This window comes from Pseudomonas sp. NY15435 (genome assembly GCF_048068295.1).
Taxonomy (GTDB): Bacteria; Pseudomonadota; Gammaproteobacteria; order Pseudomonadales; family Pseudomonadaceae; genus Pseudomonas.
The window spans coordinates 71,015-86,654 of sequence record NZ_JBLUQA010000004.1; the positions used below are offsets into that span (position 1 = coordinate 71,015).

The following is a 15,640-nucleotide window of genomic DNA, read 5'->3' on the forward strand; positions in this document are numbered from 1 at the left end:
CTACAGAAGGCCATAAGGTGCAAGCCTGCAAAGCTTCAGCGCAGGAGAAACCTGTAGGAGCGAGCTTGCTCGCGAACCTCACCCGGTACCACGGCATCAAGTGGTTCGCGAGCAAGCTCGCTCCTAAAAACCCGGCTCAGGCCAGCCAGATCAGGCTGGCGAGGCGGCCGGTACGGGAGTTGCGGCGGTAGGAATAGAAGCGCTCGGTGTCGGTGAAGGTGCAGAAATTCCCACCATAGACGGCGGTCACACCTTTTGCCGCGAGACGGATGCGCGCCAGCTCATAGATGTCGGCCATGAACTTGCCGGCATTGGCGCTGGGTACGAAGGCACGTGCGGCTTCGGCGTGGTCCGCCAGGAAGGCTTCGCGTACTTCCGGGCCGACTTCGAAGGCCTGCGGGCCGATGGACGGGCCGAGCCAGACCAGCAGCTCTGCCGGTGCGACGCCCAAGGCGTCCACGGTCGCTTCCAGCACGCCACCCGCCAACCCGCGCCAGCCGGCGTGGGCGGCGCCAACCCGTGTGCCGGCGCGGTCGCAGAACAGTGCCGGCAGGCAATCGGCGGTCATGATGGTGCAGGCTATGCCGGGCGCGGCGCTCCAGCTGGCATCGGCAGTGGCGACGGCGGACGGGTCAGCCTCGACCACGTCGATACCATGCACCTGGCTCAGCCAGGCCGGCTGGCAGCCCAATTCGGCCGTCAGGCGGCGGCGATTCTCGGCCACAGCGGCCGGCTCGTCACCGACGTGGTCACCGAGGTTGAAGCTGTCAAAAGGCTCGACGCTGACGCCGCCGGCGCGGGTGGTCACGCAGGCGCGAACATTTGCCGGAGCCGGCCAGTCAGGCGTCAGCCAGGCGGTCATACGAAGGACTCGTTGTCCTGACGCAGCAGACTCAGCAGCCAGGTGAAGTCGTCCGGCAGCGGGGACTCCCACTTCATGCGCACGCCGGTGGCCGGGTGATCCAGCTCGAGGAAGCGCGCATGCAGGGCCTGGCGCGGGAAATCACGCAGAGACTCGACAAGGGTCGGGCTGGCACCCGGCGGAATGCGGAAACGCCCGCCGTAGGTGAGGTCGCCCACCAGCGGGTGGCCGATGTGCGTCATATGGACGCGGATCTGGTGGGTACGCCCGGTTTCCAGCTTCACCCGGGTGTGGGTGTGCGCGCGGAAACGCTCCAGTACGCGGTAATGGCTGATGGCGACCTTGCCAGTCTCGATCACCGCCATCTTCTGCCGCTGTACACCATGGCGACCGATGGGCGCGTCGACGGTGCCACCGGCCACGATGACACCGGTGACGATCGCCTCGTAGATGCGGCTGACCGAGCGCGCCTGCAACTGGGCGACCAGATTGGTATGGGCCTCCAGGGTCTTGGCCACCACCATCAGGCCGGTGGTGTCCTTGTCCAGGCGGTGCACGATGCCGGCGCGCGGCACGTTGGCCAGGTGCGGTACGTGGTGCAACAGTGCGTTGAGCAGGGTGCCGTCCTGGTGGCCGGCGGCGGGATGAACCACCAGGCCGGTCGGCTTGTCGATGACCAGGATGTGATCGTCTTCATAGACGATATCCAGTTCGATGTCCTGGGCGACCCATTCACCCTGGGCCTCCAGCTCGACGTCCAGTTCCAGGCGCGAGCCGGCATGGACGATGTCGCGCGGACGCAGCACGGCGCCGTCGACCTTGAGACGGCCGTCCTTGATCCAGCCAGCCAGGCGGGAGCGGGAGTGGTCGGAGAAGAGCTGGGCGGCGACCTGGTCGAGACGCTGACCACCGAGGTCGAACGGCACTTCTGCCGCGAGTTGGATCATATTGGACATGACGGGACACGAAGGGCGCGCGGCCTTTTGGTTCGGCTGCACGCTGTGGTTAAATACGGGGCCTTTGTCCCAGGGGTATCCCTGGGGCGCCAATCATAACAGACGGTTGCGGCCGCGACAGCCGACCGTCCAGGGACGCAAGCCGCCATGCAAGTGAAACACCTGCTGCTGATCGCCACCCTCGCCTTCGTTACCGCCTGCTCCTCCAAGGGCGAGAAGGTGGATGAGAACCTGAGCGAAAGCCAGCTGTACCAGCAGGCACAGGAAGACCTCAACAACAAGAGCTACACCAACGCCGTTTCCAAGCTGAAGGCGCTGGAGTCCCGCTATCCGTTCGGCCGCTATGCCGAGCAGGCCCAGTTGGAACTGATCTACGCCAACTACAAGAACATGGAGCCCGAGGCCGCCCGCGCCTCCGCCGAGCGCTTCATCCGCCTGCACCCGCAGCACCCGAACGTCGACTACGCCTACTATCTCAAGGGCCTGGCCTCCTTCGACCAGGACCGTGGCCTGCTGGCGCGCTTCCTGCCGCTGGACATGACCAAGCGTGACCCGGGCGCCGCCCGCGACTCCTTCAACGAGTTCGCCCAACTGGTCAGCCGCTACCCCAACAGCCGCTACGCCCCGGACGCCAAGGCGCGCATGATCTATCTGCGCAACCTGCTGGCGGCCTACGAAGTGCACGTCGGCCACTACTACCTCAAGCGCCAGGCCTATGTCGCCGCCGCCAACCGTGGTCGCTACGTGGTCGAGAACTTCCAGGAAACCCCGGCCGTCGGCGATGGCCTGGCGATCATGGTCGAGGCCTACCAGCGCCTGGGCCTGAACGACCTGGCCGATTCCAGCCTGGAAACCCTGAAGGCGAACTACCCGGATAACCCCAGCCTGAAGGATGGCCAATTCGTCCCGCGCGAGGACGAAGCCGACAACCGCTCCTGGCTGGCCAAGGCCACTCTGGGCCTGATCGAGACCAATGATGCCCCGCCGCACATGGAAACCCAGGCATCCAAGGACGTGATCAAGCAGTACGAAGACGCCGAGCAGCAGATTCCCGCCGAGCTCAAGCCCGAAAACCAGAGCGATGTGGAAGAAGAACAGCACGAAGCCGAAGGCAACGCCGGCAGCAACGATCGCTCCTGGTTCAGCTACATGACCTTCGGCATCTTCGACTGATACCGGCAGGTTTGACGAAAAAGGGAGGCTTCGGCCTCCCTTTTTTCATCCTGCAAATTCACGTGCGCTTTTTGCCGCGCTCGCACAGGCTCACTGTGCGGCACCGCCCGGCTTGGATAAACTGCCGACTTTCTGCACAAGGGATTGCCATGACCCGTCTGCTGTTCTGGATCGCGCTTTTCGCCTTCGGCTGGTGGCTGTGGCGCAAAGCCACTCGCCCAGCACGTCCCATCGACAAGCCCAAGGGCGACGATCAGGCCGCGCCGATGGTCCGCTGCGCCCAGTGTGGCGTGCACGTGCCGCAGAGCCACGCCCTGCAGGACGAGAGCCAGTGGTATTGCAGCCGAGCGCACCTCGAACAGGACCGCACTGACCGTGGTCGCTGAGGGTATCTCCCTCACGGGCCAGGGCCTGCGGGTCCTGCGCCTGTACCACCTGTATCGCCTGACGATCGGCCTGGTTCTGGTGCTGCTGATCTCCAGCAGCCTGGACGATGAACTGCTCAAGCTCGCCCACCCCGAACTGTTCCACGTCGGCTGCTGGGTCTACCTGGTCCTCAATATTCTGATCGCGGTGCTGATGCCGACGCCGCGCCAGCTCTTACCGCTGTTTATTCTTGCCGCGCTGGACATACTCCTGCTCTGCGCGCTGTTCTATACCGCTGGCGGCATTCCCAGCGGCATCGGCAACCTGATGGTGGTCGCCGTGGCCATCGCCAACATTCTGCTGCGCGGGCGCATCGGCCTGCTGATCGCCGCCATCGCCGCCATCGGCCTGATCTACCTGACCTTCTACCTGAGCCTCAGCCAGCCCACCGCCATCAACCACTATGTGCAGGCTGGCGGCCTGGGCGCCCTGAGCTTCGCCTCGGCACTGCTGATCCAGGCCCTGGCCCGGCGCCAGCAGATCGTCGAGAGCATTGCCGAGCAGCGCGCGACCACGGTAGCCAATCTCGAAGAGCTCAATGCGCTGATCCTGCAACGCATGCGCACTGGCATCCTGGTGCTGGGCGACCGTCACCGTGTGCTGCTAGCCAACCAGAGCGCCACCACCCTGCTGGGCGGCCACGACCTGCCCGGCCATTCGCTGGCCGAGTACAGCCCGCAGCTGGTTTCCAGCCTGCAGCAGTGGCAGCAGAATCCCGCCCTGCGCCCACCGAGCCTGCAACCGGTGGAGTCCGGCCCGACCGTGCAGCCGAGCTTCATTCCGCTACGGCGGGGCAACGAACAACACATCCTGATGTTCCTCGAGGACATTTCGCAGATTGCCCAGCAGGCACAGCAACTCAAGCTCGTCGCCCTCGGCCGCCTGACCGCCGGGATCGCCCACGAGATCCGCAACCCGCTGGGCGCGATCAGCCACGCCGCGCAACTGCTGCTGGAGTCGGAGGAGCTGGACAAACCCGACCGGCGCCTGGCGCAGATTATCCAGGACCAGTCACGGCGAATGAATCTGGTCATCGAAAACGTCCTGCAGCTGTCCCGCCGCCGTCAGGCCGAGCCGCAGCTACTCGACCTGAAGTACTGGCTGCATCGCTACGCAGGCGAGATGCGCGAAGGGCTCCGGGAAGGCCAGCAGATCCATGTGGAGACTGGCCAGGGCACGGTACAGACGCGCATGGACCCGCACCAGTTGACGCAGGTACTGACCAACCTCGTGCAGAATGGGTTACGGTACAGCACTCAGAAGAACGGTACCGGCCAGGTCTGGCTGCGGCTGTTCCGCGACAGCGAAACCGACCTGCCCGTGCTGGAAGTGCTTGATGACGGCCCCGGCATCGCAGCCGAACAGCGCAGCAAGCTGTTCGAGCCGTTCTTCACCACGGAAAGCAAGGGCACAGGCCTTGGCCTGTACATCTCCCGCGAGCTGTGCGAAAGCAATCAGGCTCGGCTGGATTACAAGACGCGTGACGAAGGCGGCAGCTGCTTCCGCATCACCTTCGCCCACCCGCGCAAACAAAGCTAAGAAGACGCAAAACACCATGAGCCGTCAAAAAGCCCTGATCGTCGACGACGAACCCGACATCCGCGAGCTGCTGGAGATCACCCTCGGCCGCATGAAGCTGGATACCCGCAGCGCCCGCAACGTCAAGGAAGCCCGCGACTTCCTGGCTCGCGAGCCCTTCGACTTCTGTCTCACCGATATGCGCCTGCCCGATGGCACTGGCCTGGACCTGGTGCAGTACATCCAGCAACGCCATCCGCAGATGCCGGTGGCGATGATCACCGCCTTCGGCAGCCTGGACACCGCAGTGCAGGCACTCAAGGCCGGCGCCTTCGACTTCCTGACCAAGCCGGTGGACCTCGCCCGCTTGCGCGAACTGGTGAATTCCGCGCTGCGCCTGCGCTCACCGGACGCCGAGGAAGCGCCGGTGGACAACCGCCTGCTCGGCGACTCGCCCCCCATGCGCACCCTGCGCAACCAGGTGGCCAAGCTCGCCCGCAGCCAGGCGCCGGTGTACATCAGCGGCGAGTCCGGCAGCGGCAAGGAGCTGGTCGCCCGGCTGATCCACGAACAGGGCCCGCGTGAGGTCCAGACCTTCGTGCCGGTCAACTGCGGCGCCATCCCTTCCGAGCTCATGGAAAGCGAATTCTTCGGCCATAAGAAAGGCAGCTTCACCGGCGCTGTGGAAGACAAGCTCGGCCTCTTCCAGGCAGCCAACGGCGGCACCCTATTCCTCGACGAGGTCGCCGACCTGCCGCTGCCGATGCAGGTCAAGTTGCTGCGCGTCATCCAGGAAAAGGCCGTGCGCGCTGTGGGTGGCCAGCAGGAAGTCGCAGTGGACGTGCGCATCCTCTGCGCGACCCACAAGGACCTGGCCGCCGAAGTGGCCGCCGGCCGCTTCCGCCAGGACCTCTATTACCGTCTGAACGTCATCGAGTTGCGAGTGCCGCCGTTGCGCGAGCGCCGCGAGGACATTCCGCTGCTGACCGACCGCGTGCTCAAGCGCCTGGCCGGCGACAGCGGGCTGGTGGCCGCCTCGGTCAGCGCCGATGCCCTGGAAAAGCTCAAGAGCTACCGCTTCCCAGGCAACGTGCGGGAGCTGGAGAACATGCTGGAGCGCGCCTACACGCTGTGCGAGGACGATGTCATTCAGCCCCACGACCTGCGCCTCGCCGAGAGCAGCGCCCCGGACAATGGCGGCGAAGCCAGCCTTGCGCAGATCGACAACCTCGAGGACTACCTCGAGGACATCGAGCGCAAACTGATCATGCAGGCACTGGAAGAAACGCGCTGGAACCGCACCGCAGCAGCACAGCGCCTGGGCCTGACCTTCCGCTCCATGCGCTACCGCCTGAAGAAACTGGGGATCGACTGATCCCCGGACGTACTCAGACGATGGGCGTTGCGACCAGACGCCCAGCCGGCGCGTAGGGCGCCGCCTCAATGATTGGCTGACGCTTCTGCATCAGGTCCGCCAGCAACTGGCAGGACGCCGGCGCCAGAACCAGTCCATTGCGGTAATGCCCGGTGTTCAGCCACAGACCGCGATGGCCGGGCACCTCGCCGATGAATGGAATCCCCTGCGGCGAGCCCGGACGCAGCCCCGCCCAATGGTTCACCGGCTCCATCTCCGCCAGCGCTGGAATCAGCTCCTGCGCCGAGGCGCGCAGGCTGCTCAGGGCCTCGTCCGACGGCGTCTTGTCGAAGCCTGCGTGCTCCAGCGTGCTGCCTACCAGGATGTGCCCATCGCGGCGAGGAATCGCGTAACGACCTTTCGCCAGCACCATGCTGGAGAGAAAATCCGCAGCGCAACGGTACAGGATCATCTGCCCCTTCACCGGCTCCACCGGCAACTCCAGCCCCAGCTTCGCCAGCAGTTGACCACTCCAGGCACCGGCCGCCAACACCACCGAATCAGCGGTGATATCGCCTTCGGCTGTGCACACGCCCGTCACGGACTCTCCATCGCGCAAGAAACCGGTTACCTCAACCTGCTCCCGCACACTGACATTCGGCAGCCGCACCAGCGCCTCGCGCAGCGACTTTGCCAGCCGCGGGTTGCGCACGTTGGCCACGCCGGACATGTACACCGCGCGTTCGAAGCCCTGCCCCAACACCGGAACGGCCTCATGCACGGCGCCAATCTCCACTTCCGAAAGCGGGCGGCCATGAGCCTTGGCCCAAGCCAGTGCCTCTGCCTGATCATCCAGATCGAGCCAGTAGAGACCGGTGACATGTACTTCCGGATCAAGCCCGGTATCGGCGAGCAGGCGATCACCCAGTTGCGGATAGAAGTCCTGCGACCAGTGGGCCAGGCTGGCGACCGCCGCACTGTAGCGCCACGGATAGAGCGGCGAGACGATGCCGCCACCGGCCCAGGACGCTTCACGCCCGGTCTCGCCACGCTCCAGCAGCACCACCTCGGCGCCTGCCTGCCCCAGCGTCCAGGCAGTCAGCATGCCAACCACCCCTCCGCCCACTACGATCATGTCCGGCATACCACGCCCCACATCACAGGAAAATCAACGGCCCATCGCCGGTCGCACACTATACCGGGCGTGCGCCACTGACGGAGCACGACAGAAGTCGGTGCGGCATCGGACCGCTCCTACATCATCCATCCAACTCGACGACAAGCGCCCTCCCCACCGCCGCCAATACTTTCCGTACCTCAACTGCTCGGAAGCGAACCATGGCCAGGGAACGGGGCTTCACTCTTGTCGAACTGCTGCTTACCCTTGCGCTGCTCGCCATCGCATTGTCCCTCGCAGCTCCGTCCTTCAGCGAAATGCTGCGCAACCAGCGAACGAGCACCGCAACCCAGGGGCTGCGCAACGCCCTGGACTTCGCCCGAGAGTCAGCCGCGCATAGCGGGCAGCCGATCAGCATTGCGGCGGCCAACGCAGACTGGGCCTCCGGCTGGGAGGTTTTCGTCGACACCGACAATCGCGGCGTCCGCGCCCCACAACAACCACCGATCGTAGCCCACGGCCCCCTGGGTGACATCAGCATCCGCACCGACAGCCTCTCGCGCCGGTACATCCACTTCACCCCACGCGGCAATGCCATCCAACCCAACGGCGCCTTCCTCTCAGGCACGCTGACGCTCTGCGGCGCGGGTCGCACGAGTTTTCGCGTCGTGTTCAACAAGGCTGGACGGATTCGCACCGAGGCTGGCAATACCGAAGACTTCTGCCCTCGCTGACCGACTTCGCACAGCTTGCGCGACAGGGTTCACAGAACCCCGGAAGGCATGACCGAACGTCCCCCTAATACGAACGGTCATCCATAGAAAACAGACATTTCCCACACGACTAGGCAGCATTGCCCTCGATAAAACGAGAGGACTGCGCTGATGTTGCGCTCCAAGGAAATGACCGGGTTCACCCTGGTGGAGTTGATGGTTACACTTGCCGTGCTGGCAATCCTGATCTCCATCGCTGCTCCATCCATGGGCGACTTCGTGACTCGACAACGAATAGCCAGCCAGGCTTCCGACTTGGCCAGCACGTTGGCGACTGCCCGAGCCGAGGCCGCCAAGCAAAACACCAATATGGTCGTGATTCCGGCGGCCAGTGGCTCCAATGGCTGGGTCAGTGGCTGGTGCTTTGGCCCTGCGACCATCGCCAACTGCCAGGATGCTGCCGCGATCCAGCACTACGACGCCATGAGTGGTGTCGAGGTATCCAGTGACTACCAGCTCAGCGCCAACAAGCTGACCTTCCGCCGCGACGGTAGTCTGCTGAGCGGTCTCAGCGCCCGGCCATTCAAGATAAACGCGCCATCCTCATCGTCCGTGACGGAGGGGCGCTGCATCGACATCAATGCCGTGGGACGCGCCACCGTGCGTACCGTGGCGCGTGCCACTTCGTGCTGAGGGGAACAACCATGATGCGTACTCCCCAACGAGGCATCACCTTGATCGAGGTGCTGGTCACTCTGCTGGTGTTCACCGTCGGACTCCTTGGAGTCGCAGCCCTTCAACTGAATGCGCTGAAGGGTATCGCCGACAGCAACCAACGCTCACAAGCAACCTGGGTGATGCAGGAGCTTGCCGAGCGTATGAGAGCCAATAGCGTTGGTGGGGAAAGTGGCTATACGACGGCGCCAAACTGCTCGACCTTGCCCACGAACTGGTGCGCCGACCATTACAACCCCGTGTCCGGCGCCAAGGTCAATGCGACCACCTGCACCAGCGACCAGATGGCGGCCTTCGATCGTTGGGAAGCCCAATGCTCCTATGCAGCCAGCGCCACCTACGCAGCGAATGCAACCGCCGCGGCGGGGCGATACACCAGCACGGATTTTCTCACGGCGCCAGCGCAAGGCTCATCCATGACAGTCAGTGCCAACAACCATCTGCTGACCGTTACAAGTCGATGGACCAGCAAGGGTGACGAAGCCAAGCAACAGAGCTCGGAGTCGGTACTGAGCGCCACCCTGGGGGTCCGCCGATGATTTCCCGTAACCGCCGCCAGGCAGGTCTGACCCTGGTCGAGTTGATGATCGCGATGACCCTCAGCCTGGTTCTCATGCTGGGCGTCATCCAGGTCTTCCTGTCCGTCCGACAAACCTACAGCGCTAACGATGCAACCTCGCGCATGCAGGAAAGCGGGCGCTTTGCCTTGACCTTCATTTCCAGCAGCGTGCGCCTGGGAGGCTACCTGGAGCCGGGCTCGATTGCTGCCAAGCCCATGGCCATCCAAGGTCCAAACTGTGCAGGCCCGGATGACTCTCCCTGCAGCAGCAATGGTGCTGGCAATGCCTCCGATAGCATTGCCGTGGCGTTCCAGGTTCCGCCGGACAGCTCCGACAGCAACAAGCGACGCGACTGCGCAGGAACGGAGATCACGACCGCCAACGCAGGCAAGGTTGTGGTGAACGTCTTCCGAGTCAGCGATGGCAACCTGACGTGCAGCTCGTACTTCCTTGGTGAGACATCCTGGCTCAGCCAGAACCAGGCACTGGTGCCAGGCATCGATGCCATGCAGGTGCTCTACGGTGTCAGCACCGACGGCAATGCAGAGGGCGTCACCCGCTACGTGTCGGCCAACAGAGTTTCGAAGTGGGCGGATGTGCGGGCAGTTCGTGTCGCGGTGCTGGCCAATTCGCAGACGACGGTGTCGCCGCGGCCACCACAACGTGGCTTCTACCTGCTGGACGCCGCTGCGCTGACGCCGAACGACGGGCTCGCACGCCAGATTTTCAGCACCACCATCGGTCTTAAGAACACTTACTGAGGCTCGCATGCGGAACGCCCTTTCACTTCGAAACCAACAAGGCGCCGGCCTCATCGTGGCCCTGGTATTCCTGGCTGTACTGACCATTGCCGGCATCACTGCCGCGCGCCTGACCAACATGGAAGAGCGCATGGCCGGCAACGCACAGTTCAGGGGATTGACCTACCAGAACGCCCAGAGCGAAATCCGTTCGCAGATGGCGGCATACAACGCCAATCTGCTCGGGCGCAAGCCCTTGCTGGATGCAGCCAACCAGGGCGCGGATCCCATTACCAATTTTCCTGATCGCCGCCGCGCCTTGGCTGTGGACGCCGTCCTGAGCAACGCGAATATCGCTACCAACACCATTCGCTTCATGAACAAGGGAATCTGCGAAGGCGCCAGCGCCGGCAAGTTCGAATGCTCTACCTATGAGATCAACTCGGTCTCCCGTTTGGACAACGGCGCATCGTCCAACCAGATCCAAGGCATCTACTTCATCAATTCGAAATAGGCCCTCGTATGAGACGCATCCTCCTGTTCGCTCTTGCGATTTGCGCCAACGCCTTTAGCGTCGCGGCCCATTCAGAAGACGAAGAAAAAACCGGGTACATCGAAGATACCCAGATGATCATCAACGCGAGCTCCGGCCCCAACGGGGCGGCTGGTGTAATTCTCGCCCTGCCTTGCGCCGAGTGCCCCAGCCGCCGCTTCACTTATAACCACGACACGGTCTTCGTGCTCGGCGGCGCTCCGGTGGAGTTCAGCGAGCTGGGAGGAAAAATCGACTGGAGCGGCATGATCATGTTTCCGATAGCCGACCCCACCCGTGCGTCCAAGGTTTTCCTGCGTAAACCGGAGTCCCCGTGATGAAACTCAAGCGCAATCTTCTTCTCGGGCTCTCTGCCTTCGCCTATGTCTCGGGTGGCCTGCAAACCGCAATGGCCGATGATACCGAGATCTATGTCACCCGCGACCTTCCGGCGGACCAGCGTATCCGCCCGAACCTGATGTTCCTTATCGACACCTCCGGCTCCATGCTCAGTTCGGTACCGGGCACCAACTGCAAGACGCTGAACTACAACGGCACCAACACCGTGCCGGAGAACTGGTGCACCAACACGAACAGGACCAAAGGCACCAAGACCCGTATTCAGGTGGTCAAGGAAGTAGTCAATTCGCTGGTGGACGAGCTGGCCGCCAGCAATGACGTGAACATCGGCCTGGCGCGTTTCGACTCCTCGAGTAACGGTGGCTTCGTCAACATCCCCATGCAGCGCGCTGGCGACGTATCCGCGGCCTTCAAGACTGCGCTGAGCACCTACTTCGCCGACGGGGGGACGCCCCTGCTGGAGTCTTACTACGAGACCTATCTGTACATGTCGGGGGGCACTCCGAGCTGGGGTCTCAATTCCAAGGGCTATATAGAGAACAAACTCGACTCCAAACTGGTCAGCCCCTGGAAGAGCGACAGCGGGTCCTTGACGGGCAGCAAGTACAAGTCGCCGATCCAGTATTCCTGCCAGAAGAGCAACATCATCGTCCTGACCGATGGCCTGCCCAGCAACGACGTCGGGTCCAACAGCACCGTCCAGAGTCTCGTCTCGTCGGTCAATCAGACTTACAAATCGTGCAATCGAAACTACCCGACCGACGATAACGGTTCGACTTCCGGCTGCTGGATGCCCGGCCTCGCCGAGTACATGGCGAACCAGGACGTGAGTTCGAGCCAGACCGGCAAGCAGACGGTCAACACCTATACTATCGGCTTCGGCAACATCAGTGACACGCGCCTGCTGGAGGACACCGCGAGCCTGGGCGGCGGGCGCTTCTTCACCACTAGCAATACGTCGGAACTGGCTGAAGCGCTGCGCTCGATCGCCGTGGATATCCTGGCCGAGAACACCACTTTCGCCACCCCCAGCGTTTCCGTCAGTGCGTATAACAACCTCGGCTATCGCAATGACCTCTACTACGCTCTGTTCCGCCCCGCCGCGGGGGCTCGCTGGTTCGGCAACATCAAGAAGTACAAGCTGGGCAAAGACAGCACCGGCAACTCCATCGTGATGGATAGCGCTGGACGGAACGCCGTAGATCTCTCGACGGGCTTCTTCAGCGGGACTTCACAGAGCTACTGGAGCACCGTCACCGATGGCAAGGATGTGAAGCTGGGCGGCGCGGCGGGTCGACTGACCAACCCGAGCAGCCGAAACATCTACACCTATGTGGGCGACGAGCGCGCTCCCGGCCTCACCGGCTCCGTGGCGCTGAGCGCACTGTCCACCAGCAACACCGGGATTACCAAACCCCTGCTCGGCCTGGCAGCCGGCGCCAGCGACCAGTCGCGCCTCGACACCATCAACTGGGGCGTCGGCATCAACCCCAGCGACGGCTCGGCCCGCCTTGCCATCGCCGATATCCTGCACAACGAGCCGCGTCTGGTGGCCTATGTGACGGACGAAAACCTGCAGCGAGTGGTCAACTCCCAGACCACACCGCCGACGGCTACGTCGACCGAGCGTCTGGTGCTGTTCTACGGTACCAACGAAGGTTTCATCAACGCCGTCGATCCCGCCACCGGTACCGAGATTTTCTCCTTCATACCCAAGGAACTGCTGCCCAACCTCAACTTCTACCTGAACGATCCGAAGGGGACAGCCAACAAGCGCTACGGAATGGACGGGCAGATGGAGATGAGCGTGACCTATGGCGCGCTTAGCTCCAACCAGGCTCGTACTGTTACCCAGGCGACGCTCTATGCCGGCATGCGCCGCGGAGGGCGCAACTACTACGCTCTGGACGTTTCCCCCTCCAGCACCAGCGGCCCGGTCAGCATCACCCCCAAATTGAAGTGGGTGATCAAGGGCGGAACCAGTACCGGCTTCGAGAAACTGGGGCAGACCTGGTCGACGCCCAAGCAGGCGAAAGTGAAATTCAACGGCAGCAACAAGAACGTATTGTTCTTCACGGGTGGCTACGACACCAACCAGGATACCGAGTCGCCTAACACGCCCACCAACGACACCGTCGGCAACGCACTCTACATGGTGGATGCGGATACCGGCGCACTGCTCTGGCATGCCGGCGTCACGTCCGAAACTTCCGCCAACCTGAAGATTGCCACTCTGACCAACAGCATCCCGGCTGACCCGACGCTGGTGGACATCACCGGCGATGGGCTGATCGATAGCATCTTCATGGCGGATACACGCGGCCAGGTCTTCCGTATCGACCTCAACTCCGGCAACGCCGGCGCGAGTAACTTCGCCACCGGCGGCCGAATCGCCGCGCTGGGCGGCGCCACGGCAGCGGAGAACCGCCGCTTCTACAATGCGCCTGACGTGTCCCTTATTCGCGAACGTGGTGGCAAGACCTACTTCACCATCGCTCTGGGCAGCGGATACCGCGAACACCCTCTCAACGAAGATACTGTCGATCGGTTCTACGTGCTTCGCGACAACAACGTGTATTCCGGACCGTCCAGCTACACCACGCTGACGGAGTCAAGCCTGGTCGATGTAACCAGCGTCAACCTCACCAGCCAGCAGGCTCAGGAGATCAAGCAGAACATCGACACGAAACTCGGTCAGATCGCGCAGCTGAATCAGGCAACCAGCAGTGCGGATACCAATTTCGACAGCTACAAGAGCAGCATCGGCTACACCCAGAAATACAACCAGTTTACCCAGGCCAACAGCGACGCAACCCAACGCCAGGCGCAGATCGATGCGATCTACAAGGAGAACCCGTTCCTGGACGAGCACGCGCCTGAGACGTCGCAGCAAAGCACGTTGCAGAATCAGTTGCTGACACTGCAGACGTCCCTGAAACAGCTGTTTGCCTTTGACACCGGCTCAGCTCAAGCTCTGGGACAGCAGATGGCTGGCGTCATGATCGTACAGAAGACGCTGGAGAACTCCGCAACCTCCATTACTGCCAAGGAGCAAGCCGTTCTCGATGCCAAGGCAAGTGGCGCCTCCGATGCGACCATCACCGCCCTGCAGACCGATCTGGACCAGTCCCGTACTGCATATCAGGCGTCTACCGCCTATACCCAGCGGAACTCACTCAACGGGGTCGATCTGAGCGCTGCAATCAATAGCCTCAATCAAGCTATCAGCGCCAAAGACGTCGCCGCGGCGAACTCCGCCGTTCAAGCCATCGCCTCTCAACTCGGCCTGACGGACGTACCGAGCACTGTGGACGTATCGATGCTCAACGGCCTGGATGAAGCCACGAAGGCCTCGGAGCTCCAGACCCAAGCTAGTAGCCAGAACGGACTGCTGACGCTGGCCACAGACCTGGAGACGCAACGGGTTTCCCTGGTCAGCCAGGCTTCCTCCTTGCAGGCTGAGCTCCAGGCTCTATCCAATACGCCGTATGACTCTTCCAGCAACCTGCTGACCTCCGCCGAACTGCAGGACGCGAGAGCCCAGGACAGCACCCCGCCACTGAGCGCTTTCGAGGCCTATGACTACCTGCGCAACAAGGCGCGCAGTACCGCACTGGCACGCATTCCTGTGCTGCGTGGTGAAATCAACGCGCTGTACCAGCAACTGACGCCCGGCGATAGCTACACCGTCAACTCGGATCTGCTGAATGCCAGTAGCGGTTGGTTCGTGCGCTTCCCGCAGGGCGAAAAAGTATTGGCTACTTCGATCAGCTACCAGGGAGCAGTGCTGTTCACCACCTTCAGCCCCAATGGCCAGACCGTCACTACTTGTGGCCCGGATGTGGGGCGCGGCCGCATGTACGCCATGAGCCTGGTGGACGCTTCCGCCGTCTACACCAAGACGGTCAGCGGTTCCGAAACACCCAGCCGCTCGTTCGATCTGATCCGCGGCGGCATTCCGCCGACCCCTGCCGTCATTCTCGGCGACGACAAGACGACCATATTGGTAGGCTCGGAAAAACCCTCGGGAGACGGTAACGGCGGCGACCTGAAATGCACCTTCACCAGCTCCGGCCTGTGCAAGACGAACAACGCCGTAAGCGGTACCTACTGGAGAGAGAATTGATGCGTCAAAAGGGATTTACGCTGATTGAAGCGATGATTGTCGTCGCGATCATCGGCATCATTGCCGCCATCGCCTACCCCAGCTATGAGCAGTATGTGCTGCGCTCAGGACGAGCCGACGGGAAAGCCAAGCTGATGGAAATGCTCCAGGCCCAGGAGCGCTTCTTCTCGCAGAACCAGACCTACACCGCAACGCTGGGCACAGCGAGTGGAGGATTGGGATATACGGCTGACGCCAATGGCGCCGTCGCGAGCGAGTCCCGCAAGTACAACGTCACGGCGGCAGCCTGCAATGGAAAGACCATTGCAAGCTGCGTGAACCTGACCGCGACCCCGACCGGGGCGCAAGCCAATGATAGCCAGTGCGGCACGCTCACCCTGGACAGCACCGGCATCAAGACGAAAAGCGGCAGCGCAGCGCTGTCAGACTGCTGGTAAAGCAAAAGGGCCGACATTGTCGGCCCTTTTT

The 15,640-nt window shown here is 62.7% G+C and carries 15 protein-coding genes; 12 read left to right on the top strand and 3 right to left on the bottom strand.

Annotated elements, in window-relative coordinates:
• Positions 1 to 136 precede the first annotated feature (136 nt).
• A complete protein-coding gene (gene pgeF / locus ACNFH5_RS10575; RefSeq protein WP_416745765.1) occupies positions 137 to 862 on the bottom strand; it encodes a peptidoglycan editing factor PgeF in 726 nt (241 codons plus the stop codon).
• Positions 859 to 1,818, bottom strand: coding sequence for a 23S rRNA pseudouridine(1911/1915/1917) synthase RluD (gene rluD / locus ACNFH5_RS10580; protein ID WP_416745767.1), 960 nt, complete (start codon positions 1,816 to 1,818; stop codon positions 859 to 861). Before rluD ends, pgeF begins: the two co-directional genes overlap by 4 nt.
• A 147-nt stretch (positions 1,819 to 1,965) precedes the next feature.
• Here rluD and ACNFH5_RS10585 point away from each other — a divergent pair, with 147 nt between their 5' ends.
• The 4 genes from ACNFH5_RS10585 to ACNFH5_RS10600 all read left to right on the top strand — a co-directional run bounded on the left by ACNFH5_RS10585 (position 1,966) and on the right by ACNFH5_RS10600 (position 6,310).
• Positions 1,966 to 2,991, top strand: a complete 1,026-nt coding sequence (locus tag ACNFH5_RS10585) for an outer membrane protein assembly factor BamD (RefSeq protein WP_416745769.1) — start codon at positions 1,966 to 1,968, stop codon at positions 2,989 to 2,991.
• A gap of 143 nt (positions 2,992 to 3,134) precedes the next feature.
• Positions 3,135 to 3,377 (top strand): PP0621 family protein, encoded by a 243-nt coding sequence (locus tag ACNFH5_RS10590; protein WP_416746438.1) that lies wholly within the window; start codon positions 3,135 to 3,137, stop codon positions 3,375 to 3,377.
• Complete coding sequence (locus tag ACNFH5_RS10595) at positions 3,367 to 4,956, top strand: sensor histidine kinase (RefSeq protein WP_416745771.1); 1,590 nt, start codon at positions 3,367 to 3,369, stop codon at positions 4,954 to 4,956. Before ACNFH5_RS10590 ends, ACNFH5_RS10595 begins: the two co-directional genes overlap by 11 nt.
• 16 nt (positions 4,957 to 4,972) lie before the next feature.
• Positions 4,973 to 6,310, top strand: a complete 1,338-nt coding sequence (locus tag ACNFH5_RS10600; RefSeq protein WP_416745773.1) for a sigma-54-dependent transcriptional regulator — start codon at positions 4,973 to 4,975, stop codon at positions 6,308 to 6,310.
• Between the two features lie 13 nt (positions 6,311 to 6,323).
• On the opposite strand, the gene thiO is transcribed toward ACNFH5_RS10600, so the two are convergent.
• A complete protein-coding gene (thiO, locus tag ACNFH5_RS10605) occupies positions 6,324 to 7,433 on the bottom strand; it encodes a glycine oxidase ThiO (RefSeq protein ID WP_416745775.1) in 1,110 nt (369 codons plus the stop codon).
• Positions 7,434 to 7,627: 194 nt separating this feature from the next.
• Between thiO and ACNFH5_RS10610 the strand changes: the two genes are divergently transcribed.
• The 8 genes from ACNFH5_RS10610 (at position 7,628) to ACNFH5_RS10645 (ending at position 15,609) form a co-directional block, all read left to right on the top strand.
• Positions 7,628 to 8,140, top strand: coding sequence for a GspH/FimT family protein (locus ACNFH5_RS10610; RefSeq protein ID WP_416745777.1), 513 nt, complete (start codon positions 7,628 to 7,630; stop codon positions 8,138 to 8,140).
• 150 nt (positions 8,141 to 8,290) lie between these two features.
• Positions 8,291 to 8,812, top strand: coding sequence for a GspH/FimT family pseudopilin (locus tag ACNFH5_RS10615; protein WP_416745779.1), 522 nt, complete (start codon positions 8,291 to 8,293; stop codon positions 8,810 to 8,812).
• Between the two features lie 11 nt (positions 8,813 to 8,823).
• Positions 8,824 to 9,393: a type IV pilus modification protein PilV gene (gene pilV / locus ACNFH5_RS10620; protein WP_416745781.1), complete on the top strand. Its 570-nt coding sequence runs from the start codon at positions 8,824 to 8,826 to the stop codon at positions 9,391 to 9,393.
• A complete protein-coding gene (locus ACNFH5_RS10625; RefSeq protein ID WP_416745783.1) occupies positions 9,390 to 10,175 on the top strand; it encodes a PilW family protein in 786 nt (261 codons plus the stop codon). Before pilV ends, ACNFH5_RS10625 begins: the two co-directional genes overlap by 4 nt.
• Before the next feature lie 7 nt (positions 10,176 to 10,182).
• Positions 10,183 to 10,668 carry a pilus assembly PilX family protein gene (locus ACNFH5_RS10630; RefSeq protein ID WP_416745785.1) on the top strand — a complete coding sequence of 162 codons (486 nt, stop codon included), beginning with the start codon at positions 10,183 to 10,185 and terminating at the stop codon, positions 10,666 to 10,668.
• An 8-nt stretch (positions 10,669 to 10,676) separates the two neighbouring features.
• Positions 10,677 to 11,024: a hypothetical protein gene (locus ACNFH5_RS10635; protein ID WP_416745787.1), complete on the top strand. Its 348-nt coding sequence runs from the start codon at positions 10,677 to 10,679 to the stop codon at positions 11,022 to 11,024.
• Entirely contained in the window at positions 11,024 to 15,172 is a 4,149-nt protein-coding gene (locus tag ACNFH5_RS10640; RefSeq protein ID WP_416745789.1) for a PilC/PilY family type IV pilus protein, read from the top strand. Before ACNFH5_RS10635 ends, ACNFH5_RS10640 begins: the two co-directional genes overlap by 1 nt.
• Entirely contained in the window at positions 15,172 to 15,609 is a 438-nt protein-coding gene (locus ACNFH5_RS10645; protein WP_416745791.1) for a type IV pilin protein, read from the top strand. Before ACNFH5_RS10640 ends, ACNFH5_RS10645 begins: the two co-directional genes overlap by 1 nt.
• The last annotated feature ends 31 nt before the right edge of the window (positions 15,610 to 15,640 follow it).